Raw genomic sequence first — 22,297 nt, forward strand, 5'->3', positions numbered from 1 at the left:
TCACCCTCTCCCATTAGATGATTTTGTAATGATTAAAATGAATGCCATAAATACAATTAAGAATATAGCTATAGTTGATCCCATACCATAATTTTGAATTGTTAAAAATTGTTCCTCTATTGCCGTACCTATATTTATGACTTTATTACCTGCAATTAATCTTGTAATCATAAATAATGAAAGTGATGGAATAAAGGTTACTTGAATCCCAGTCATAACACCTTCTTTTGTTAACGGCATGATTACTTTTCTAAAAGTATAAAAAGGACTAGCACCTAAATCACTTGAGGCCTGCAATAAATTATTAGGAATTGCTTTCATGCTATTAAATATAGGTAAAATCATAAATGGTATATAAATGTAACTTGCCACTACTAAAAACGCACCAGTTGTAAATAACAAATTGAATGATGGTAAATTAAATAAGTGGAAAAATTGATTAATCACGCCATCATGACTTAATAAACCTATAAAAGCATATGTCTTTAACAATAAATTTATCCATGTTGGAATAATCATTATCATTAATAAGATATTTTGAAATTTCGAACGAGTAATATAATAGGCAGCTGGATAACTTATAGCCAACGTAATAATTGTTATTAAAGCGGCATATAAAATTGAATATGCAAACATTTTTAAATATTTTGTAGTAAAAATTTGTTGATAATTCGTGAAACTAAAATGTCCATTGATATCTAAAAATGAAAAATAAATGAGTAATACAACTGGTACAATAATAAATATAACCATCCATAATAAATACGGGATTAAGAGAAATTTATTAGTATTACGCATTGTCTACTTCCTCATAGCTTTCAATACGTTTATCAAACTCTTCTTCTGTTTCTCCAGGAACCATAATATGAATGGCTTCAGGATCAAAATAAAGACCAACTTCACTGCCTACTTCAGCTTTTTTAGTCGTTTGTATTACCCATTCATAACCTTTATTGTCTATACAACATATTTCATAGTGGACCCCTCTAAATAACATAGAATCAACAGTTGCTTTAAATAATCCTTCTTCAGCTTTGATTAATGATATATCTTCTGGTCGAATAACGACTTCTACTTTTTTATTTTCAGGAATACCCATATCGACACATTCGAAATCTTGCCCATAAATATTCACGACATAATCTCTAACCATGCGTCCTTCAACAATATTAGATTCTCCAATAAAATCAGCTACAAATCGATTCACTGGTTCGTCATATATATCCGTTGGCGTACCAAATTGTTGAATTTTCCCATCTTTTAATACAAAAAGAAAGTCACTTAGTGCTAACGCTTCTTCTTGATCATGTGTTACAAATATAAATGTAATACCTAATCTAGATTGCAATTCCCGTAATTCATATTGCATTTCAGTGCGCAATTTCAAATCTAATGCGGATAAAGATTCATCTAATAATAATATTTCTGGTTCATTTACGATAGCACGTGCAATTGCAACACGTTGCTTTTGTCCGCCACTCATTTCATTAATATTTCTTTTTTCATAACCTGAAAGCTTAACTAATTTTAATGCCTCAGTTACTTTTTGATCAATTTCGGTTTTTGATAATTTTTTTAATTTCAAACCGAAAGCGATATTATCATAGACGTTTAAGTGTGGAAATAATGCATAATCTTGAAAGACTGTATTCACTTTACGTTTATTTGGTGGTAAATTACCAATTGGTTTGTTTTGATAAATCACTTCACCACTGTCAGGATATTCAAACCCTGCAATTAATTTTAAAATTGTTGTTTTACCACAACCTGAAGGACCTAATAATGTATAAAAGTATCCTGATTCAATATCAATATCTATGTCATCTAAGATATTAAGATCATCATAGCTTTTACTAACTGATTTTAATGATAATAACGGTTCCAAATAAGATCCCCCCTATAAATATGAAGCTGTCGCTACAATAAGTATTCGTGTTTCATTGTTTGATTCATTTGACAAACGATGATTATCTCGTGCTTTAAAATACAAAACGTCTTCTTCTTGTGCTTGATATACCTCTTTGCCTAAATTAAGTGTTATCTGACCTGACATACAATAAATAAACGTATCAGACTCTGATGGATTAAAATTTTTATATGATGCGCCAGGCTTTAAAGTTAATATTAATGGCTCCATATCATATTCATTTGACTTTGAAACTAACCAATTTAATATATAACCTTCATCATACTCATCATAAATAACTTGTTCTTCCTTCTTGTATAATACTTTTTCATTTTCACTGTCTTTAAAAAATTCACTTGGCGTCGTTCCTAACACCTCTATAATATTTAAGAAAGTTTCCATACTTGGTGAGGCATGTTCACTTTCTATTTGTGAAATGTAGCCTTTCGATAAGTCTGTACGTTCAGCAAGTTCTTCTTGCGTTAAATTTTTAATTCTTCTAAGATTTTTAATTTTATTACCTATGTTCATTTATTTTTCCACCTAAAAAAGCTATATTAAGTTTACTTTTATCAAACATTTTGTTTAACACTTGATAAAGGTATCAAAATATAGCTTTATTAGCAATAGTTTTAAAGAAAAATTCCTATTAAATTGTGTTAATTTCGAACGAATTATTTTTTAGCTGTTACTCTTTGTTCTTCAGAGTGAGTTTTTACATCTTGAACTGCTTTGTAACTATTATAGCCACTACTTTTTTCGAAAGTATTAAAAATTTGTTTTTCCTCTGCTTTAGCAGGCACAATTTCTTTAAATCTTTTATATGCACCCATAAAGTCGCCTGCCGTCACGCCGGATTCATAATACTTCTCTACATGATTAAAGAAATTTATCACTGAAATCATCTCTTCATTACTCCAGTCTAAATCAATTGGATACTCATATTCCATTGTTGAACCCTCCATTTCAATTCTTTTGTTAGCATCGCTAGTATAACATGCATGTCACATGTTAACGATATCTCAAATCAATTTCCTTACATTACTTTACCTAAAACAAAAAAGCCGTAGCATATGCTACAGCTTTTAATGACTGAATCTTTATAGATAATCAGTTATTACATTGTATGGATTGGGTATCCGATAGCTTTTTCTGCTGCTTCCATAGTCATCTCACCTAATGTTGGATGTGCATGGATTGTTAATGCGATATCTTCAGCATTCATACCAGCTTCAATTGCTAAACCTAATTCAGAGATAATATCTGATGCACCAGTACCAACTACTTGAGCACCGATTAAAGTATCATCTTCTTTAAGTGTAATAAGTTTAACAAATCCGTTAGTATCATCTAATGATAATGCACGACCATTTGCTGCATATGGGAATTTAGAAGCTTTAATTGCTAAACCTTCTTCTTTAGCTTGCGCTTCTGAATAACCAACTGTAGCTAATTCTGGTTCAGTAAAGCATACTGCTGGCATACCAATGTAATCAACTTCAGCAGCTTGACCATCAATTGCTTCAGCAGCAACTTTAGCTTCATAGCTAGCTTTGTGAGCAAGTGGTAAACCTGGAACGATATCACCAATTGCATAGATATTGCTGATAGACGTACGGCTTTGTTTATCAACTTCTAATAATCCACGGTCAGCGAATTTAACACCTAATTCTTCTAGGCCTAATTCGTCTGTGTTTGGACGACGACCTACAGTTACTAATACATAATCAGCTTCGATTGTTTTCTCTTCGCCTTTAGCTTCATAAGTAACTTTAACTCCGTTATCTGTTTCTTCAGCAGATTTAGCCATAGCTTCAGTAACGATTTCAACACCTTTTTCTTTCATACCTTTTTTAACAGGTTGTGTCATTTGTTTTTCGAAGCCACCTAAGATATCTTTAGCACCTTCAAGGATTGTTACTTCTGAACCAAAGTTAGCAAATGCTGTACCTAATTCTGATCCAATGTATCCTCCACCAACTACAACTAATTTACCTGGTACTTCTTGTAAGTTTAAAGCACCTGTTGAGTCGATAACACGTTTACCGAATTTGAAATTAGGAATTTCAATTGGTCTTGAACCTGTTGCAATGATTGCATTTTTAAAGTTGTATGTTTGTGCGCTCTTTTCGTCCATAACACGTAAGCTATTGTTATCTACGAAATATGCTTCACCTTTAACGATGTTTACTTTGTTACCTTTAAGTAAGCCTTCAACACCACCAGTTAATTTATTAACAACTGATGATTTGAATTCTTGAACTTTTTGGAAGTTTAAAGAAACACTTTCAGCAATAACACCTAAGTTTTCAGAATGTTGTGCTTCAACAAAACGGTGAGAAGCATGTAGTAATGCTTTTGAAGGAATACATCCTACGTTTAAGCAAACACCACCAAGATTACCTTTCTCAACGATTGTTACTTTTTGTCCTAATTGAGCTGCACGAATTGCTGCAACGTATCCACCAGGACCTGCTCCGATTACTATAGTATCTGTTTCAATTGGGAAATCTCCAACTACCATGTTTTACCCCTCCATTAATAATAATTCTGGATTATTTAATAAACGTTTAATGTGATTCATTGCATTTTGGCCAGTTGCACCATCAATTTGTCTGTGGTCAAAGCTTAATGATAATGCTAATACTGGTGCTGCAACAATTTCTCCATCTTTAACGATAGGTTTTTGAGCAATACGGCCAATTCCTAAGATTGCTACTTCTGGGTGATTGATAACTGGAGTGAACCATTGTCCACCAGCTGAACCGATATTACTGATTGTGCATGTTGCACCTTTCATTTCATCGGCTGTTAATTTACCATCACGTGCTTTAACAGCTAATTCATTAATTTCATCAGAAATTTGGAAAATAGATTTACGGTCAGCATGTTTCACTACAGGTACTAATAAACCTCTATCAGTGTCCGCCGCAATACCGATATTCCAGTAATGTTTATGCACAATTTCACCAGCTTCTTCATTGAATGAAGTATTAAGTGCTGGGTATTTTTTCAATGCAGAAACAAGCGCTTTAACAACATATGGTAAGAATGTTAACTTAGTACCTTGTTCAGCTGCGATTTCTTTAAATTTCTTACGGTGATCCCATAATGCTTGAACATCAATTTCATCCATTAATGTTACATGAGGTGCAGTATGCTTAGAGTTAACCATTGCTTTCGCAATTGCTCTACGCATAGCAGGGATTTTTTCAGTTGTTTCTGGGAAGTCGCCTTCTAATGATACTGCTGCAGGTGCTGCAGGAGTTTCAGCAACTTCTTCACTTGTAGTTGAAGCAGCTGATTCATTTGAAGCTGTTGGTGCACCACCATTTAAGTATGCATCTACATCTTCTTTTGTAATACGACCATTTTTACCAGATCCTGAAACTGCTTTAATGTTAACACCTTTTTCACGTGCGTATTTACGTACTGAAGGCATTGCTTTAACAGTTCTGTTTTCATCTACTTCTTCAGTTTGAGTAGCTACAGGTGCTTGCTCTGCTGGCGCTTCCTCTTTCGCAGGTTCTTCTTTAGATGATGAATCATCATCATGACCTTTAAATTGCATATCTTCTGCATCAGGTGCATCGATTTTAACAATAACGTCACCAACTACAGCTACTGTACCTTCTTCTACCATAACTTCTTCAACAGTACCAGATACTGGTGATGGGATTTCTACTACTGATTTATCGTTTTGTACCTCAGCTAAAACATCGTCTTCTTCAATAGTATCTCCAGCTTTAACAAACCATTTTACAATTTCACCTTCGTGGATACCTTCCCCGATATCGGGTAATCTAAATTCAAATGCCACGTTTTTGCCCTCCTAAGATTTCGTAAATTAAACATTTCATTTTAATCAATGAGACTAAAATACGCTAACTTCGTTAACTTTTAAAATGTATTAAAATTCTAAAGTTTCTTTTGCTTTTTCGATGATGTCATTTTTGTTTGGTAACCAAACATTTTCAGCTTGAGTGAATGGATAAATTGTATCTGCTGCTGCAACTCTTCCAATAGGTGCTTCTAATGAAAGGATTGCACGTTCACTTAATTCAGCTACAACTGCTGCACCAACACCAGCTTGACGTTGTGCTTCTTGAACTACAACTGCACGACCAGTTTTTTCAACTGAAGCTACAATTGTGTCAACATCGATTGGTTGAACAGTACGTAAGTCAATTACTTCAACAGAATAACCATCTTTTTCAAGTTCTTCTGCAGCTTTCATTGATTCTTGAACCATTGCACCGTATGTGATGATTGAAATGTCATTACCTTCTTTTTTCACATTAGCCTTACCAATGTCAATTGTATATTCTTCTTCAGGTACTTCTTCACGGAATGAACGATACAATTTCATATGCTCTAAGTATACGACTGGGTCATTACTTCTAATAGAAGAAATTAATAAACCTTTCGCATCGTATGGGCCTGAAGGAATAACAACCTTTAGACCTGGAGATTGAGCTAAAATACCTTCTAAGTTATCTGCGTGCAATTCAGGTGTGTGTACGCCACCACCAAATGGGCTACGAATTGTTACAGGTGCAGTTTTAGTACCGCCTGAACGGAAACGAGTACGTGCAATTTGTCCAGCAATCGCATCAAATACTTCGAATACGAAACCTAAGAATTGTACTTCCATAACCGGACGGAATCCTTCAACTGCAAGACCCATTGCTAAACCACCAATACCTGATTCAGCTAAAGGTGTATCGAATACTCTATCTTCACCAAATTCTTTTTGTAGTCCTTCAGTAACACGGAAAACACCGCCGTTAACACCAACGTCTTCACCAAAAATTAAAACATCTTGGTCATTTTTAAGTTCAGTTTTAAGCGCATCATTAATCGCTTGAACCATTGTCATTTGTGCCATGGCTTACTTCGACTCCTTCTCTTTGTAAATTTCATATTGTTCTGCTAAGTTTTGAGGCATATCTTCATACATAATTTCCATTAGAGAAGTAACAGTTTGTTTTTCAGTGTTATCAGCCTCTTTAATTGCTGCTTTAATATCAGCTTTTGCACGTTCAATAACTTCATTTTCTTTGTCTTCATTCCATAAACCTTTGTTTTCAAGGAATTTACGGAAACGTACTAATGGGTCTTTTTTCTCCCATTCAGCATCTTCGTCTGAAGTTCTGTAACGAGTTGGATCGTCACCAGCCATTGTATGAGGACCATAACGATATGTCATAGTTTCAATTAATGTTGGACCTTCACCTGCAACTGCGCGGTCACGTGCTTCTTTAGTTGCTTGATATACAGCTAACGCATCCATACCATCAACTTGGATACCAGGAATACCTACAGCAATTGCTTTTTGAGCTAATGTTTCAGCAGCAGTTTGCTTGCTTCTTGGTGTTGAAATTGCATAGTTATTGTTTTGAATAACGAAAATTGCAGGTGCTTTATAAGCTGCTGCAAAGTTAATACCTTCGTAGAAATCACCTTGTGAAGAACCACCGTCACCAGTGTAAGTGATTGCAACTGCATTTTTACCACGTTTTTTAAGTGCAAATGCAACACCAGCAGCTTGAATGTATTGTGCACCGATAATAATTTGTGGGCTCAAAGCATTAACGCCTTCAGGGAATTGATTTCCTTTGAAGTGACCTCTTGAGAATAAGAAAGCTTCAGTTAATGGTAAACCATGCCAAATAATTTGAGGAACATCTCTGTATCCCGGTAAAATGTAATCTTCTTTTTCTAAAGCGTATTGTGACGCTAATTGTGATGCTTCTTGACCAGCAGTTGGTGCATAGAAACCTAAACGTCCTTGTCTGTTTAATGAGATAGAACGTTGATCAAGGATACGAGTCCATACCATTCTTTCCATTAATTCTACTAATTGTTCATCCGTAAGATCAGGTACTAAGTCTTCATTTACGACGTTACCATTCTCATCCAAAATTTGAACCATTTCAAATTTCGATTGAGTATCATTTAAAACTTTTACTGCATCGAATTGGGCTTGTAACTTAGGAGCCATTCAATTCACCATACCTTTCCCATAATTGTATAGAAATTCATTTTATCCTTACTAATTGTACCACAAATAAATGGGACTGTTAAACCATTTGAAAAAGTTCTGTTTTAATAAAAAAAGATACAGATAATAGGAACTGTATTAGTTGTTTCCTACCATCTGTATTATATTAATTATTTAAATTGATCAACGTCTTGCTTTTCTTTACCAACCTTATTTAGTACTTTCGTATACTTATCTGATACTTCTTTTAACTTTTTATAGTTCTCTTCTATTGCTTTTGATTTTTCGTTAACACCTTGTTGTGTCGCGTCATTTTGATTTAAATATTTAAATAATGTTTTCTCTGAGTTTACAGCCTTTTTATATGCTTTCGCGTAATCACTGTGTAACTTATATTTTTCTTTTAATACATCATCTAATTGTTTTACTTCTTTACGTTTAACATCATTATCAATGTTATCAACGTGACTTTTTGCTTTCTTAAAGTCTTGTTCAGACTTCTTAATTGCGTCTTCTTCTTTTTCAAATTCCTTTAGACGATCATCAGCATTTTTAATTAAATCTTTTACTGCTTTACCGCGAACTGTTGTATCTTTACTATTGACATCTTCAGTTAATTTTTTCTTTTTCTCATCTAATTCAGCAATTTTCTTACCAACAGTTTTAATTGGTTCTTCATCGTCTTTAATTTTATCCACTTGCTTTAAATATGCCTTAATTTCTTTTTTATCCGTAGTACATCCTGCAAGCAAGACACTAGATGCTAATACTACTGCGATTGTTTTTCCAAATTTCATTACTTGTACCTCCACTTGCTATTTAAATTAAATGATAAATAAAATCTGCTTGGAAATCAATTTTAAACAATTACATTACACATCTTCATTACTAAGTATATCTGTTGACAGTTACGTCATTTATAATATAATTTTTAAAGTCAAGATGATAAATAAATTTCTAAAGTATCATTGCTTGAAATCAACATTTTAATCATTTTTTAAGCAATTAGCATATCTGAAAATTTACATATACTATCTAAAATAAACATTGGCAGTAGTTGGTTAACTTTGTAGATATTTACACATAAAAATGTATGAGTATCTTAACAACCTTTTTACTGTCATTCAACTAAAACAAATTAAAATAAGGAAGGTGCAATATATGTTAACAATGAAAGACATCATTAGAGATGGTCATCCAACTTTGCGTCAAAAAGCAGCTGAGTTAGAATTACCATTAACTAAAGAAGAAAAAGAAACATTAATCGCCATGAGAGAGTTTTTAGTAAATAGTCAAGATGAGGAAATCGCGAAACGATATGGTTTACGTTCAGGCGTTGGTTTGGCTGCACCTCAAATTAATATTTCTAAACGTATGATTGCTGTTTTAATACCAGATGATGGCAGTGGCAAATCTTATGACTATATGCTTGTGAACCCAAAAATTGTAAGTCATAGCGTTCAAGAAGCTTATTTACCAACTGGTGAAGGTTGCCTTAGTGTCGATGATAATGTTGCTGGTCTAGTTCACCGTCATAATAGAATTACAATTAAAGCCAAAGACATCGAAGGTAATGATATACAATTACGTCTAAAAGGATATCCAGCAATTGTTTTCCAACATGAAATTGACCATTTAAATGGTGTAATGTTCTATGATCACATTGACAAAGATCACCCATTACAACCACATACAGATGCTGTAGAAGTTTAAAGCACATTTTTACTAATTATCAAAGCTTAGGATAAATATGATGTCCTAAGCTTTTTCTTGTACAACTTTTTCGAATAAACAACAGTTAAATATATTCACCTTTCTACCAAACTTTTTATCCCCTCATTTAAATTTTACCGTTTCATATAAAATCCTTTAATTCTTTCTTAACATTAATTTTTAATCTCTACATTTATTTTAAGAAATAGAACTGCACATTTATTCGAAATACTTAGATTTCTAGTGAGATAAACTGCTTTATTTATTATCATTCATCATGTAAAATAAGATTTAACTGAAATTTTAGTGTTATTTCACTAATTTTTTAAAATGAACGACATGATGAACCTAGTTATTAACCAAATCGTTATTAAGTTAAATTATAGAGATGATTGGAATGAATTTATCGATATATACTCCAATACGATTTTACTAGGGTTAACAATAAATTAAACAAACATTCTTAGGAGGAATTTTTAACATGGCAGTATTTAAAGTTTTTTATCAACATAACAGAGACGAGGTAATTGTGCGTGAAAATACACAATCACTTTATGTTGAAGCTCAAACAGAAGAACAAGTACGTCGTTACTTGAAAGATCGTAATTTTAATATCGAATTTATCACTAAATTAGAGGGCGCACATTTAGATTACGAAAAAGAAAACTCAGAACACTTTAATGTGGAGATTGCTAAATAATGAAACAATTACATCCAAATGAAGTAGGTGTATATGCACTTGGAGGTCTAGGTGAAATCGGTAAAAATACTTATGCAGTTGAGTATAAAGACGAAATTGTCATTATCGATGCAGGTATCAAATTCCCTGATGATAACTTATTAGGGATTGATTATGTTATACCTGACTACACATATCTAGTTCAAAACCAAGATAAAATTGTTGGCCTATTTATAACACATGGTCACGAAGACCATATAGGCGGTGTGCCCTTCCTATTAAAACAACTTAATATACCTATTTATGGTGGCCCTTTAGCATTAGGTTTAATCCGTAATAAACTTGAAGAACATCATTTATTACGTACTGCTAAACTAAATGAAATCAATGAGGACAGTGTGATTAAATCTAAGCACTTTACGATTTCTTTCTACTTAACTACGCATAGTATTCCTGAAACTTATGGCGTCATCGTAGATACACCTGAAGGAAAAGTAGTTCATACCGGTGACTTTAAATTTGATTTTACACCTGTAGGCAAACCAGCAAACATTGCTAAAATGGCTCAATTAGGCGAAGAAGGCGTTCTATGTTTACTTTCAGACTCAACAAATTCACTTGTGCCTGATTTTACTTTAAGCGAACGTGAAGTTGGTCAAAACGTAGATAAGATCTTCCGTAATTGTAAAGGTCGTATTATATTTGCTACCTTCGCTTCTAATATTTACCGAGTTCAACAAGCAGTTGAAGCTGCTATCAAAAATAACCGTAAAATTGTTACGTTCGGTCGTTCGATGGAAAACAATATTAAAATCGGTATGGAACTTGGTTATATTAAAGCACCACCTGAAACATTTATTGAACCTAATAAAATTAATACCGTACCGAAGCATGAGTTATTGATACTATGTACTGGTTCTCAAGGTGAACCAATGGCAGCATTATCTAGAATTGCTAATGGTACTCATAAGCAAATTAAAATTATACCTGAAGATACCGTTGTATTTAGTTCATCACCTATCCCAGGTAATACAAAAAGTATTAACAGAACGATTAATTCCTTGTATAAAGCTGGTGCAGATGTTATCCACAGCAAGATTTCTAACATCCATACTTCAGGGCATGGTTCTCAAGGTGATCAACAATTAATGCTTCGATTAATCAAGCCGAAATATTTCTTACCTATTCATGGTGAATACCGTATGTTAAAAGCACATGGTGAGACTGGTGTTGAATGCGGCGTTGAAGAAGATAATGTCTTCATCTTTGATATTGGAGATGTCTTAGCTTTAACACACGATTCAGCACGTAAAGCTGGTCGCATTCCATCTGGTAATGTACTTGTTGATGGTAGTGGTATCGGTGATATCGGTAATGTTGTAATAAGAGACCGTAAGCTATTATCTGAGGAAGGTTTAGTTATCGTTGTTGTTAGTATTGATTTTAATACAAATAAATTACTTTCTGGTCCAGACATTATTTCTCGAGGATTTGTATATATGAGAGAATCAGGTCAATTAATTTATGATGCACAACGCAAAATCAAAACTGACGTTATTAGTAAGTTAAATCAAAATAAAGATATTCAATGGCATCAGATTAAATCTTCTATCATTGAAACATTACAACCTTATTTATTTGAAAAAACGGCTAGAAAACCAATGATTTTACCAGTCATTATGAAGGTAAACGAGCAAAAAGAATCAAACAATAAATAATCAAAAAGCTACTAACTTTGAAGTGAAGTTTTAATTAAACTCACCACACATTGTTAGTAGCTTTTTCTTTATATATGATGAGCTTGAGACATAAATCAATGTTCAATGCTCTACAAAGTTATATTGGCAGTAGTTGACTGAACGAAAATGCACTTTGTAACAAGCTTTTTTCAATTCTAGTCAGGGGCCCCAACAAAGAAGCTGACGAAAAGTCAGCTTACAATAATGTGCAAGTTGGGGATGGGCCCCAACATAGAGAATTTCGAAAAGAAATTCTACAGGCAATGCGAGTTGGGGTGTGGGCCCCAACAAAGAGAAATTGGATTCCCAATTTCTACAGACAATGTAAGTTGGGGTGGGACGACGAAATAAATTTTGAGAAAATATCATTTCTGTCCCACTCCCGATTATCTCGTCGCAATATTTTTTTCAAAGCGATTTAAATCATTATCATGTCCAATCATAATTAAAATATCACCTATTTCTAAATTAATATTTGGATTTGGTGAAATGATGAACTCTTTGCCTCGTTTAATTGCAATAATGTTAATTCCATATTGTGCTCTTATATCTAAATCAATGATAGACTTCCCCGCCATCTTTTCAGTTGCTTTCAATTCTACAATAGAATGCTCGTCTGCCAACTCAAGATAATCAAGTACACTTGCACTCGCAACATTATGCGCAATACGTCTACCCATATCACGCTCAGGGTGCACAACAGTATCTGCTCCAATTTTATTTAAAATCTTTGCATGATAATCATTTTGTGCTTTAGCAGTTACTTTTTTTACACCTAACTCTTTTAAAATTAAAGTCGTCAACGTACTTGATTGAATATTTTCACCAATTGCCACAATGACATGATCAAAGTTACGGATACCTAAACTTTTCATAACTGCTTCATCTGTTGTGTCTGCAACAACCGCATGAGTAGCGATATCACTATATTCATTCACTCTATTTTCATCATGGTCGATGGCCATTACATCCATGTCTAATGCATTCAACTCACGAACGATACTACCTCCAAAACGACCTAGACCGATGACTACATATTCTTTACCCATACTCGCCCTCCATAAAATGATTTTCATCAATTCATTGAAAATATAAATTTAAAATTATTATAAATGAGCACCCCAACTAAATTATCTAAATGCAGTAATGCAAGTAAATGAAAGTTGGGGTATCGTCTCAACTTATGATTTCTTTCCTTCAACATATTCTTTGTCGAAAACAAATAATCTTAATAATAATATTAACGATGGAAGTAATAAAAGTAAACCTAAAATAAAGACAATCACTAATGTCCAGCCCATTTCTGGATTAACATATGCATCTGTAATTTTTACAAACGGATATAAAAGGTAAGGCAATTTACTAATTCCATAGCCAAAGAACGCGAACATCATTTGTAAAATAACAAATACAAAAGCCAAACCATGTTTTTTCTTAAAGAATGTTAACAATGAAGCTAATGCAAAGAATAAGAAACTTATAGCAAACATCCACCAGTAGTCAAAAACAGCTGAATAAAAATGTTCAGAATTTTGAATGCGTAATGATAGAAATACGAATAAACAAATGATAATCATCGGCGGCCCTAAAAATATGTGCCATTGTCTTGTTAAATTATATGCTGGTTCGTCATTTGCTTTTTTAGCATAATATGTCAAAAATCCTGATGAAATATATAAAACTGAAATAATTGCCAAGAATACTACAGACCAAGCAAATGGGCTTAATAGTAACTGCACCCAATCTAGATCGATAACATTGTTTCGAACATTAATATAGCCACCTTCTGTAATAGTTAAAGCAGTAGATAATGAAGCTGGAATTAATAATCCACTTACCCCATACATGATCATCCATGCTAATTTTGTATCTTGACCATAATTTTCAAATGCATAAAAACTGTTTCTCAACGATATCATAATCAGTGCTATCGAACCTGGTATTAACAATACCGTGCCTAAATATTTGATTGACTCTGGAAAGAAACCTACGAATCCTACGAAGAAGAAAACAAAGAATACATTCGTAACTTCCCAAACTGGGTTCAAATAACGTGAAATTAAGTGATTAATTTTCTTTTCATCACCAGTTAACTTTGAATGCAATGCGAAGAAACCTGCCCCAAAATCTATAGAAGCAATAATGATATAGCAAAATAAAAACAACCATAACACTGTTATACCTATAAATGCATAAATCATTTTTCTATTTCTCCTCCTTGCTTCTTGGCTAAGCGATTTACATCTTCATACGCCGGTTTATTTTTAAACATACGAATTAATACGTATGCACATGTATACATTAAAATGATGTACAATATGCCAAATAAAATTGTAACGAAGGTTATTCCGCCTGCTTGTGTTGCTGCTTCTGCCACGCGCATATAACCACGAACAATCCAAGGCTGTCTACCCATCTCTGTTAAGAACCATCCAAATTCTATAGCTAGCATTGAAGCTGGTCCGGTTAATAATATTCCGTAAAGCATCCATTTATGAGTAGAAAACTTTCTAAGCTTTTTAAACATTAAAGTTAAGACATAAACACCTGAAATGACAAAACATAAAATTCCCATCGTTACCATTAAATCAAAGAAATAATGGACAATCATAGGCGGATGTAAACTTTTTGGAAAATCATTTAACCCTTGCACTTTAGTTTTGACACTATTATCTGCTAAGAAACTCAATAGTCCAGGTAATTCAATCGCACCTTTAACTTGCTGAGTCTTTTCATCTAACACACCAAATAATAATAATTTGGCATGGGAAGATGTATCGAAATGCCATTCATAAGCTGCTAATTTTTCAGGTTGGAATTTATGCAAAAATTTTGCAGATAAATCCCCTGCCAACATAGAAAGTAATGTTGAAAAGAATCCAACTATCATAGACATTTTCAAAGCTTTCTTATGGTAGACAGTATCTTTAGGTTGACGATTACGCAATAATTTAAAAGCTGCTATTGATGCAATAACAAATGCCATCGTCATACCAGCTGTAGTAATTACGTGAAATGATCGAACTATAAACGATGGGTTAAACATCGCTTCTATAGGTTGTACATTGACCATCTTTCCATTCTTCAACTCAAAACCTGCAGGCGTATTCATAAATGAATTCACTGAAGTAATGAAGAATGCTGAGAAAGAGCCACCAATAATTACTGGTATACTAATTAAGAAATGTGTCCATTTATTTTTAAAACGATCCCAAGTATATAAATATATACTTAAGAAAATAGCTTCAAAGAAGAACGCAAATGTTTCCATAAATAATGGAAGTGCAATAACGTGTCCACCCATTTCCATAAATGTAGGCCAAATCAATGATAATTGAAGTCCTATAATTGTACCTGTAACAACTCCCACTGCTACAGTAATTGTATAAGCTTTAGCCCATCTTTTGGCCATAGCTATATATTGAAGATCATTTTTGCGAATACCTAAAAATTCTGCAATTGCGAACATTAAAGGCATACCAACACCAATCGTTGCAAAAATGATATGAACTGCTAAAGTCATAGCTGTCAAAAACCGACTGATTTCAACTGTATCCATTTAAAAACATCACCTTTTTCTTTTTTTGATGACAACACAATGAACTTAATTATAATTGCTATAATGTGTATTTTTAAAACATTATGCGCTATGAAATTGTGTATAATTTATGTCAGTCCACAATGTGTTCACAAATTTGAATTTCAATGTATAATTGTGTATATTACATTAGAATAAAGCACGAAGGAGCATGATACATGTCAGAAATAATCGTTTATACGCAGAATGATTGTCCACCTTGTACATTTGTAAAAAATTATCTAAATGAGCATCAAATTGATTTTGAAGAGAGAAATATCAACAATCAACAATATCGAAACGAAATGATAGATTTTGATGCTTTTTCAACTCCGTTTATTTTGTTGAATGGCAATCCAATGTACCATGTTGATCTTGATGAAATCAACAAAGTATTAAATATCCAAGATTAATTTTCATCTAAATCAACTTCATCATTTATAGCTATCATAAATTAAATATCGATTTTTAAATTAACTAACATTAATTAAAGAACAACATTTTGTTAATGACACATAGTTGTTTAATTAGTTAGCAACAACATTCCATTGAAATTAACATAAATCATAAAAAAGAACCCGAAGTATTCATAATTACTCACAATGAATACTTCGGGTTTATTTATAATTCTGTCTTTCGAAAGAATTAATTATTTTACGTAGTTGTTAACTAATTCAATAACTTCTTCTTGCGTTGCACAGTCGACTGCACGGTTAGCAAGTTCAGTCATTTCATTTTTACTTAAACCATTAATTTGTCTTCTTGCTTTCAGAATAGACGTTGCACTCATAGAGAACTCATCTAAACCTAAACCAAGCAATAATGGAATAGCTGTTTCATCTCCAGCCATTTCACCACACATACCTGTCCATTTACCTTCTTTATGTGACGCTTCAATAACTTGTTTAACTAAACGTAAGATTGAAGGGTTATATGGTTGGTACAGATATGATACACGCTCTGACATACGGTCAGCAGCTAATGTGTATTGAATTAAATCATTTGTACCGATACTGAAGAAATCTACTTCTTTAGCAAAAACATCAGCTAATGCTGCTGTTGCAGGTATCTCTACCATGATTCCTAATTCTATATCATCCGAAATGTCATGACCTTCATTTTTAAGGTTTTCTTTTTCTTCTAATAATATAGCTTTAGCTTCTCTAAATTCGTTAATTGTTGCAACCATTGGGAACATGATATTTAACTTACCATAAACTGATGCACGTAATAATGCACGTAGCTGTGGTCTGAAAATATCTTGTTGCGCAAGGCATAAACGAATCGCACGGTAACCTAAGAATGGATTCATTTCTTCAGGCAAGTTTAAGTATGATAATTCTTTATCTCCACCTATATCTAAAGTACGTACAACAACACGTTTACCGTCCATTGCTTCTAATACTTCTTTATAAGCTTCAAATTGTTCTTCTTCTGTAGGCATTTGGTCACGACCCATATATAAAAACTCAGTTCTATATAAGCCGATACCTTGTGCACCATTTTCAATAACACCTGGCAAATCATTAGGTGTACCAATATTTGCAGCAAGCTCTGCGTGAACACCATCAACTGTAACAGTATCAGCATCACGTAGTTTTTGTAATTCTTTCTTGTCAGCAAAATAACGCTCACGTTTATCTTGATAAGCGATTAACTCATCTTCAGTTGGATTAACGATTACATCACCATTTAATCCATCTACGATAATCATGTCGCCTTGTTTAACTTCTTGAGTAATTGATTTTGTACCAACAATTGCTGGAATTTCTAAAGAACGACTCATAATTGCAGAGTGACTTGTTCTTCCGCCAATGTTTGTAGCAAAACCTTGTACGAATTCTTTATTTAATTGAGCAGTATCAGATGGCGTTAAGTCATTCCCTACAATAACAACGCTTTCATCAATCATACTCGGATTCGGTAATTCTACACCTAAAATATGTGATAACACACGTTTAGAAACGTCGCGAATATCAGCCGCACGTTCTTTCATGTATTCGTTATCCATAGATTCAAAAATTGTAACAAATTGTGTTGTTACATCCGTTAATGCTGAAGCAGCATTAGCGTTTTCATTTTTAATCTTATCTTGAATTGGTTGAATTAATTCAGGGTCATCTAAAACTAATAAATGTGCATCAAAGATAGCAGCTTTATCAGCACCCAATTGAACCTCTGCATTATTTCTAATTTTAGTTAACTCAACTTTAGAAGCTTCGATAGCGTTATTGAACTTAGCAACTTCTCCTTCAACATCAGTGACTTTTTCATTTTTGTCGAATGTTAAGTCTGGCTCAACTAACAAATAAGCTTTAGCAATTGCAACACCATCAGATGCAGCAATTCCTTTAATTAATTTAGACATAATTATTTAGTCAATCCTTCTTTTGATAAGACGTCACTGATTGCTTGAATGGCGTCAGATTCATCACTACCGTCAGCATAAATTGTAATTTCAGCATCTTTACCAACACCAAGGCTCATAACACCCATGATTGATTTTAAGTTAACCTTTTTACCGTTATATTCTAATTGAATATCAGAATCGAATTTTGAAGCTGTTTGTACTAACATTGTTGCTGGTCTAGCGTGAATACCAGTCTCGTCGATGATTACATATGAATTTTGTTCCATAATTACATTTCTCCTTCGTATAGTTAGAATCTTCAATATTATTACAATACTAACTTAGTTTTATACCTTAACTTTACCAAAACCATGCTTTAAATTCAATTCGTTTAAAACCGGTTTCAGTAAAATTTGCAAATTGCAAAACTATTATAGCACCTACATGACATTTTTAATAACATTTTCGCATTTTTGAATGTGATCTTTTCCAATTTTATTCATAAAATAGTAACTAATAGATGCAGACACAGCTTGTCCTACAACAGGAAACCATTTTGTTTGTTTAGCTGCAGTTCGTTTTGCTACATCTCTAATTACAATTTTTAAAAATGCACTTGAAATTCTTTTACCAATAAATTGACTACCTTGAATTGCTGCTGCAGACATAATTCTTTCTTTTACATCATCCCCAAGGCTATTAACTTGCTTATGATCTAATCCGTATATTTTATTTACATCTTCGATAATATCTTTCATTAATTTTAAATCAACACCAAAATCTAAACCCGGAATTGGAACAACGCTCATTGTTGATGACATTAAAGACTTTCTCTTTACAATTGCTTCAGCACGTTCGCGTCTTTCTCTCAATTCTTGAATCGTCGTTGGCATTGCACCTTTTCCGTCAACATTTTCTATTTTAAAAACTGAATTACCAATTTTATTTGTTAAATTTGATGTTAAATTGTTTTTGAATCCCATTGTATCATCACCCTTCTTTTTCTCAATAAGATACTATACCCCTTTTTATCAAATTAATGTCTAATATTTACAAAAACAGCTTTTAAATATTTAGATGGCTTATAATGTGGATGTGTTTTAAAATCTTTTGGTAATCCCATAACTTCAGTTAATTCATAATCAACGCCACTCTCTTCAAGCGTCTTTTTAATAGTATTTTTAAATTGCTTTAATGGATATACACTTGCGTTTGTACATAATAATAATGTTCCTTCAGATGATAAGATATTTAAGGCGCCAGTAATTAATTTGTCATAATCTTTTTGCACTGAAAATGTACGTTTTTTGTTGCGTGCAAAGCTAGGTGGATCGATCACGATTGTGTCATAACTATGTCCATGTCGTGCAGCATATTTATAGAAATCAAAAGTGTCCATGACATAAATATATTGAGATTTAGGATCAATAGCATTTAATCCAAAATTTTCTTCAGTTAAACTACGAGAACGATTAGCCAAATCTACACTTGTTGTTGAAGATGCCTCACTTGCTGCTATTACAGAAAAAGCACCTGTATAACTAAATAAGTTTAAAACATGGCGTTCTTTGGCATATTGATCCCTTAATTTCTTGCGCACTTCTTTTTGATCTAAAAAGATACCTGTCATCAAACCATCTTCAAGGTCTACATTATAAAATGTGAAGTTTTCTTCGATAACAATTGGAAACTCAGGTGCATCGCCTTCAACAAAACCACCACTATATTCGCTGTCTTTAAATCTTACTTTTTCGTAAATAGATTTATAATCAAATACTTTTCTAACCGCTTCAAGAATGGCATATTTAAATTTATAAATACCTTTTGAGTACCATTGAATCAACAAATGACCATCGTAATTGTCGATTGTTAATCCCCCAACACCATCACCTTCAGCATTAAATAATCTAAAAGCATTTGTTCCATCTATATTAAAATAATAATCACGTTCTGCTAATGCAGTATTAAACAATTTCACAAAGAAAGCTGTGTTGATTTCTTGAGCTTTATCGTATGTTAGAACCCAACCTAATCCTTTATGTTGGCGACCAACATAAGCCGTTGCAACATATTGTGATTTATCAGTCACAATTTGAAAAATATCTCCTTCTTTTAAATGATCTTGTGAATAGATATCCTCTTCTTCAATTAAAGGATATCCATTAAAATATTTTGTTTCTTTGCCTTTGTTCAGAGTTGCTATTTTCATCTGACAACTTCCTTTCTGTGTTTCGTTGTAGTTTTATATAGATTAAATTGTTTGCCAAATTTCAATATCATCTACTTCTAATCTTACTGTTGATTTTAACAAATTAGTAATTCGAATGATATATGTTAAATTTCTACAAAGGAAATACTATATATCGTTTCGCAAATTCCATAAGTCGCTTCAACTATTTACTAGTTTTCTTGATTTTACAAATGGATAACTTTTCAACTATTTTATTTGCACTAAAACTTTGTATACAATTTTCAATACTTAATTCACATCACCTGAATCAATCAAATCTAGTTACAAAAAAAGTACTATCCATAAACTTCATTGACATGTATCTAAGTAAGTTAGAGATATATCTAACTTATAGCGTACACATCAAAATGTTTAATAGATAGTACTTTTATAATGCTTTTAATTATGGTCGCTCTCGTAATTGTAACGAATAAGAAATGATGATTGCCAATAACATTAATAGTAATGTTGGCGTAATGAACACTGAAAGTAGTAGTCCGTGAATCATTATATTTATAAATTCCGTTAACAATTTAAAGAATAAAATGCTCCCCATAAATAGTTGTAAATAATAAAACTTACCTTTCAAGTGGAAAGTTAACGTTGTAGCGATATATGCGATAATAATGAATAACAGAATTAGTAATGTAACCCATTCAATAACATATTGTGTCTGTGATAATTTCCAATCACCATATACAAATAATGCATTACGATTATTAAATTCTAAAAATGTGAATAAAAAGATGACGACACCACAAAATAGTTCGACATACATTGGTTTAACCCATTTCGGTTTTCTCATCCAATCAGGAATATCGTCTTCTTGAATATCGATAATATCATTAACTTTCTTTTTGAATTTATCTCTTTTAGCTCTAATTTTATCTAAATCGACACTTCTTCTTGTCTTACGTGCATATTCTGTAGTCTTATCTTGGAGTTGTTTCAAGTGAATTTTAGTTTGATTCGTGACATTCCCTTTACTTGTTCTTGATAATTCTGGCTCCTCTTCACCTAATTCTTGCTTTGTTAAAGGTAAAGCTCGGCGCAAGAACAAGAAATTCCAAATAGCCATTTGACCAAGTAACCACATAATTATAAAGAAAGCATTGACACTTAAGATATCAATTGACTCTATTTCATTAGCATCAATTCTGCCATACAATGCAATTTGTGTAATTAAGTAACTTATACCATAACTCACAATTATCCACATGAAATGATTTTTTACATTTTCCTGATTCAATTCATCTTTATAGACGATATATCCTATATGAATTGTAAATGGAATAATGAAAATCACTGCAAAGAATCCATAAACTTGAGTCATTAATATAAGAGTAATAATAAAATACATGATACCGATAACTAAGAAAAAGATAGAAATATCATAGTCATACTTAATAGTTCTAAGTAATGTATGACCAATCAACATAACTAAAATACCGAATATAATTATCACAATTGCACTAACTATAGGGAAATTACCTATAAATCGACTCATTACTTTAATAATTTCACTGAAAAATGCATTCAGAAATTCCCACACATTATGAACATGTGTATCAACTTTTTTACCACCATTTAATTGTTTAATTAATGGCAAGTTAATTAAAATAATGAGACCAGTGAAGAGTGAAACGATACCGATTAAATAGCTAAAAATAATTTCGGCGTGTTTCCTAAGAAAAGACATTATGTTCACCTCAAAATCATTATATATTAATCTAATGTTGTTGTCTTTAGATAAATGAATAAATAGTGCTATAGACTTAGAAAAGTTTAACGAAAGTACAACCGGGTAAGATTTATATATAAATAATTATCCAATTTGGGAGGAATTAATCATGTCTAATGAAAATCAAAATAAAAAAGCAGCAGAAAAAGCTAAAGAAGTTGAAGAAAAATTAAAAGATAAAAAAGAAGAAAAACCAGAAGATATTAATCAAACAAAACAAGATATCCAAGATACACTAAATTAATTTAGAGCCCCTTACAACTTTTAGTTGTTAGGGGCTTTTTTGCATGTGCTCGGCGCATGTATCCCTCTCCTACCTTACAAGCTTTAGTTGTTAGGGGCTTTTTTGCTTGCGCTC

The 22,297-nt window shown here is 32.6% G+C and carries 23 protein-coding genes; 6 read left to right on the plus strand and 17 right to left on the minus strand.

Annotated features, from left to right (window positions below):
• The 9 genes from IDG65_RS04500 to IDG65_RS04540 form a co-directional block, all read right to left on the minus strand.
• On the minus strand, positions 1 to 798 hold the full coding sequence (locus tag IDG65_RS04500; protein WP_001246555.1) for an ABC transporter permease: 798 nt from the start codon (positions 796 to 798) through the stop codon (positions 1 to 3).
• Positions 791 to 1,885, minus strand: a complete 1,095-nt coding sequence (locus tag IDG65_RS04505) for an ABC transporter ATP-binding protein (RefSeq protein ID WP_000433551.1) — start codon at positions 1,883 to 1,885, stop codon at positions 791 to 793. The genes IDG65_RS04500 and IDG65_RS04505 overlap by 8 nt, the downstream gene beginning before the upstream one ends.
• Before the next feature lie 12 nt (positions 1,886 to 1,897).
• Positions 1,898 to 2,437: a helix-turn-helix domain-containing protein gene (locus IDG65_RS04510; RefSeq protein ID WP_001020627.1), complete on the minus strand. Its 540-nt coding sequence runs from the start codon at positions 2,435 to 2,437 to the stop codon at positions 1,898 to 1,900.
• A 143-nt stretch (positions 2,438 to 2,580) separates the two neighbouring features.
• Entirely contained in the window at positions 2,581 to 2,856 is a 276-nt protein-coding gene (locus IDG65_RS04515) for a UPF0223 family protein (protein WP_000455597.1), read from the minus strand.
• Positions 2,857 to 3,023: 167 nt separating this feature from the next.
• Positions 3,024 to 4,430, minus strand: coding sequence for a dihydrolipoyl dehydrogenase (gene lpdA / locus IDG65_RS04520; protein ID WP_000260117.1), 1,407 nt, complete (start codon positions 4,428 to 4,430; stop codon positions 3,024 to 3,026).
• Positions 4,431 to 4,433: 3 nt separating this feature from the next.
• A complete protein-coding gene (locus IDG65_RS04525; protein WP_000863442.1) occupies positions 4,434 to 5,726 on the minus strand; it encodes a dihydrolipoamide acetyltransferase family protein in 1,293 nt (430 codons plus the stop codon).
• Positions 5,727 to 5,816: 90 nt separating this feature from the next.
• Positions 5,817 to 6,794 carry an alpha-ketoacid dehydrogenase subunit beta gene (locus tag IDG65_RS04530; RefSeq protein WP_000068176.1) on the minus strand — a complete coding sequence of 326 codons (978 nt, stop codon included), beginning with the start codon at positions 6,792 to 6,794 and terminating at the stop codon, positions 5,817 to 5,819.
• A gap of 3 nt (positions 6,795 to 6,797) precedes the next feature.
• On the minus strand, positions 6,798 to 7,910 hold the full coding sequence (gene pdhA / locus IDG65_RS04535) for a pyruvate dehydrogenase (acetyl-transferring) E1 component subunit alpha (protein WP_000035320.1): 1,113 nt from the start codon (positions 7,908 to 7,910) through the stop codon (positions 6,798 to 6,800).
• A 170-nt stretch (positions 7,911 to 8,080) separates the two neighbouring features.
• Complete coding sequence (locus tag IDG65_RS04540) at positions 8,081 to 8,707, minus strand: YkyA family protein (protein WP_000668342.1); 627 nt, start codon at positions 8,705 to 8,707, stop codon at positions 8,081 to 8,083.
• A 364-nt stretch (positions 8,708 to 9,071) separates the two neighbouring features.
• Between IDG65_RS04540 and def the strand changes: the two genes are divergently transcribed.
• The 4 genes from def (at position 9,072) to rnjA (ending at position 12,020) form a co-directional block, all read left to right on the plus strand.
• Complete coding sequence (gene def / locus IDG65_RS04545) at positions 9,072 to 9,623, plus strand: peptide deformylase (RefSeq protein ID WP_000957036.1); 552 nt, start codon at positions 9,072 to 9,074, stop codon at positions 9,621 to 9,623.
• A gap of 330 nt (positions 9,624 to 9,953) precedes the next feature.
• A complete protein-coding gene (locus IDG65_RS04550) occupies positions 9,954 to 10,076 on the plus strand; it encodes a hypothetical protein (protein WP_001792047.1) in 123 nt (40 codons plus the stop codon).
• Positions 10,077 to 10,104: 28 nt separating this feature from the next.
• Positions 10,105 to 10,323 (plus strand): DNA-dependent RNA polymerase subunit epsilon, encoded by a 219-nt coding sequence (locus IDG65_RS04555; RefSeq protein WP_000257888.1) that lies wholly within the window; start codon positions 10,105 to 10,107, stop codon positions 10,321 to 10,323.
• A complete protein-coding gene (rnjA, locus tag IDG65_RS04560; RefSeq protein WP_000811375.1) occupies positions 10,323 to 12,020 on the plus strand; it encodes a ribonuclease J1 in 1,698 nt (565 codons plus the stop codon). Before IDG65_RS04555 ends, rnjA begins: the two co-directional genes overlap by 1 nt.
• Before the next feature lie 407 nt (positions 12,021 to 12,427).
• Here rnjA and IDG65_RS04565 read toward each other — a convergent pair whose 3' ends face one another.
• The 3 genes from IDG65_RS04565 to IDG65_RS04575 all read right to left on the minus strand — a co-directional run bounded on the left by IDG65_RS04565 (position 12,428) and on the right by IDG65_RS04575 (position 15,600).
• On the minus strand, positions 12,428 to 13,090 hold the full coding sequence (locus tag IDG65_RS04565; protein ID WP_000514288.1) for a potassium channel family protein: 663 nt from the start codon (positions 13,088 to 13,090) through the stop codon (positions 12,428 to 12,430).
• Between the two features lie 132 nt (positions 13,091 to 13,222).
• Positions 13,223 to 14,242, minus strand: a complete 1,020-nt coding sequence (locus tag IDG65_RS04570) for a cytochrome d ubiquinol oxidase subunit II (RefSeq protein WP_000638453.1) — start codon at positions 14,240 to 14,242, stop codon at positions 13,223 to 13,225.
• A complete protein-coding gene (locus tag IDG65_RS04575) occupies positions 14,239 to 15,600 on the minus strand; it encodes a cytochrome ubiquinol oxidase subunit I (RefSeq protein WP_000381849.1) in 1,362 nt (453 codons plus the stop codon). Before IDG65_RS04575 ends, IDG65_RS04570 begins: the two co-directional genes overlap by 4 nt.
• Before the next feature lie 197 nt (positions 15,601 to 15,797).
• Here IDG65_RS04575 and nrdH point away from each other — a divergent pair, with 197 nt between their 5' ends.
• Positions 15,798 to 16,031 carry a glutaredoxin-like protein NrdH gene (gene nrdH, locus IDG65_RS04580; RefSeq protein WP_001289618.1) on the plus strand — a complete coding sequence of 78 codons (234 nt, stop codon included), beginning with the start codon at positions 15,798 to 15,800 and terminating at the stop codon, positions 16,029 to 16,031.
• A 236-nt stretch (positions 16,032 to 16,267) separates the two neighbouring features.
• Here the strand turns inward: nrdH and ptsP are convergent, their stop codons facing one another.
• The 5 genes from ptsP to auxA all read right to left on the minus strand — a co-directional run bounded on the left by ptsP (position 16,268) and on the right by auxA (position 21,897).
• The gene (ptsP, locus tag IDG65_RS04585; protein ID WP_000040043.1) at positions 16,268 to 17,986 is read right to left on the minus strand and encodes a phosphoenolpyruvate--protein phosphotransferase; all 1,719 of its coding nucleotides are present in this window, start codon (positions 17,984 to 17,986) and stop codon (positions 16,268 to 16,270) included.
• 2 nt (positions 17,987 to 17,988) lie between these two features.
• Positions 17,989 to 18,255: a phosphocarrier protein HPr gene (locus tag IDG65_RS04590; protein WP_000437472.1), complete on the minus strand. Its 267-nt coding sequence runs from the start codon at positions 18,253 to 18,255 to the stop codon at positions 17,989 to 17,991.
• A 153-nt stretch (positions 18,256 to 18,408) separates the two neighbouring features.
• On the minus strand, positions 18,409 to 18,951 hold the full coding sequence (locus IDG65_RS04595; protein WP_000505964.1) for a hypothetical protein: 543 nt from the start codon (positions 18,949 to 18,951) through the stop codon (positions 18,409 to 18,411).
• Between the two features lie 53 nt (positions 18,952 to 19,004).
• Positions 19,005 to 20,177, minus strand: coding sequence for a class I SAM-dependent rRNA methyltransferase (locus tag IDG65_RS04600; RefSeq protein WP_000685065.1), 1,173 nt, complete (start codon positions 20,175 to 20,177; stop codon positions 19,005 to 19,007).
• 424 nt (positions 20,178 to 20,601) lie between these two features.
• Positions 20,602 to 21,897 carry a lipoteichoic acid stability factor AuxA gene (gene auxA / locus IDG65_RS04605; RefSeq protein ID WP_000009071.1) on the minus strand — a complete coding sequence of 432 codons (1,296 nt, stop codon included), beginning with the start codon at positions 21,895 to 21,897 and terminating at the stop codon, positions 20,602 to 20,604.
• A gap of 151 nt (positions 21,898 to 22,048) precedes the next feature.
• On the opposite strand from auxA, the gene graF reads away from it, so the two are divergent.
• Positions 22,049 to 22,183, plus strand: coding sequence for a glycopeptide resistance-associated protein GraF (gene graF, locus IDG65_RS04610; RefSeq protein WP_052997644.1), 135 nt, complete (start codon positions 22,049 to 22,051; stop codon positions 22,181 to 22,183).
• The last annotated feature ends 114 nt before the right edge of the window (positions 22,184 to 22,297 follow it).

The sequence above is a fragment of the Staphylococcus sp. EG-SA-17 genome (assembly GCF_017151845.1).
Taxonomy (GTDB): domain Bacteria; phylum Bacillota; class Bacilli; order Staphylococcales; family Staphylococcaceae; genus Staphylococcus; species Staphylococcus aureus.

What these genes read in the sequence shown, in the direction of transcription:
- IDG65_RS04500 (WP_001246555.1), bottom strand. Translation starts at nt 798, where the DNA reads ATGCGTAATACTAATAAATTTCTCTTAATCCCGTATTTATTATGGATG.
- IDG65_RS04510 (WP_001020627.1), bottom strand. Translation starts at nt 2,437, where the DNA reads ATGAACATAGGTAATAAAATTAAAAATCTTAGAAGAATTAAAAATTTA.
- IDG65_RS04515 (WP_000455597.1), bottom strand. Translation starts at nt 2,856, where the DNA reads ATGGAATATGAGTATCCAATTGATTTAGACTGGAGTAATGAAGAGATG.
- lpdA (WP_000260117.1), bottom strand. Translation starts at nt 4,430, where the DNA reads ATGGTAGTTGGAGATTTCCCAATTGAAACAGATACTATAGTAATCGGA.
- IDG65_RS04530 (WP_000068176.1), bottom strand. Translation starts at nt 6,794, where the DNA reads ATGGCACAAATGACAATGGTTCAAGCGATTAATGATGCGCTTAAAACT.
- pdhA (WP_000035320.1), bottom strand. Translation starts at nt 7,910, where the DNA reads ATGGCTCCTAAGTTACAAGCCCAATTCGATGCAGTAAAAGTTTTAAAT.
- IDG65_RS04540 (WP_000668342.1), bottom strand. Translation starts at nt 8,707, where the DNA reads ATGAAATTTGGAAAAACAATCGCAGTAGTATTAGCATCTAGTGTCTTG.
- def (WP_000957036.1), top strand. Translation starts at nt 9,072, where the DNA reads ATGTTAACAATGAAAGACATCATTAGAGATGGTCATCCAACTTTGCGT.
- IDG65_RS04550 (WP_001792047.1), top strand. Translation starts at nt 9,954, where the DNA reads ATGAACGACATGATGAACCTAGTTATTAACCAAATCGTTATTAAGTTA.
- IDG65_RS04555 (WP_000257888.1), top strand. Translation starts at nt 10,105, where the DNA reads ATGGCAGTATTTAAAGTTTTTTATCAACATAACAGAGACGAGGTAATT.
- rnjA (WP_000811375.1), top strand. Translation starts at nt 10,323, where the DNA reads ATGAAACAATTACATCCAAATGAAGTAGGTGTATATGCACTTGGAGGT.
- IDG65_RS04565 (WP_000514288.1), bottom strand. Translation starts at nt 13,090, where the DNA reads ATGGGTAAAGAATATGTAGTCATCGGTCTAGGTCGTTTTGGAGGTAGT.
- IDG65_RS04570 (WP_000638453.1), bottom strand. Translation starts at nt 14,242, where the DNA reads ATGATTTATGCATTTATAGGTATAACAGTGTTATGGTTGTTTTTATTT.
- IDG65_RS04575 (WP_000381849.1), bottom strand. Translation starts at nt 15,600, where the DNA reads ATGGATACAGTTGAAATCAGTCGGTTTTTGACAGCTATGACTTTAGCA.
- nrdH (WP_001289618.1), top strand. Translation starts at nt 15,798, where the DNA reads ATGTCAGAAATAATCGTTTATACGCAGAATGATTGTCCACCTTGTACA.
- ptsP (WP_000040043.1), bottom strand. Translation starts at nt 17,986, where the DNA reads ATGTCTAAATTAATTAAAGGAATTGCTGCATCTGATGGTGTTGCAATT.
- IDG65_RS04590 (WP_000437472.1), bottom strand. Translation starts at nt 18,255, where the DNA reads ATGGAACAAAATTCATATGTAATCATCGACGAGACTGGTATTCACGCT.
- IDG65_RS04595 (WP_000505964.1), bottom strand. Translation starts at nt 18,951, where the DNA reads ATGGGATTCAAAAACAATTTAACATCAAATTTAACAAATAAAATTGGT.
- IDG65_RS04600 (WP_000685065.1), bottom strand. Translation starts at nt 20,177, where the DNA reads ATGAAAATAGCAACTCTGAACAAAGGCAAAGAAACAAAATATTTTAAT.
- auxA (WP_000009071.1), bottom strand. Translation starts at nt 21,897, where the DNA reads ATGTCTTTTCTTAGGAAACACGCCGAAATTATTTTTAGCTATTTAATC.
- graF (WP_052997644.1), top strand. Translation starts at nt 22,049, where the DNA reads ATGTCTAATGAAAATCAAAATAAAAAAGCAGCAGAAAAAGCTAAAGAA.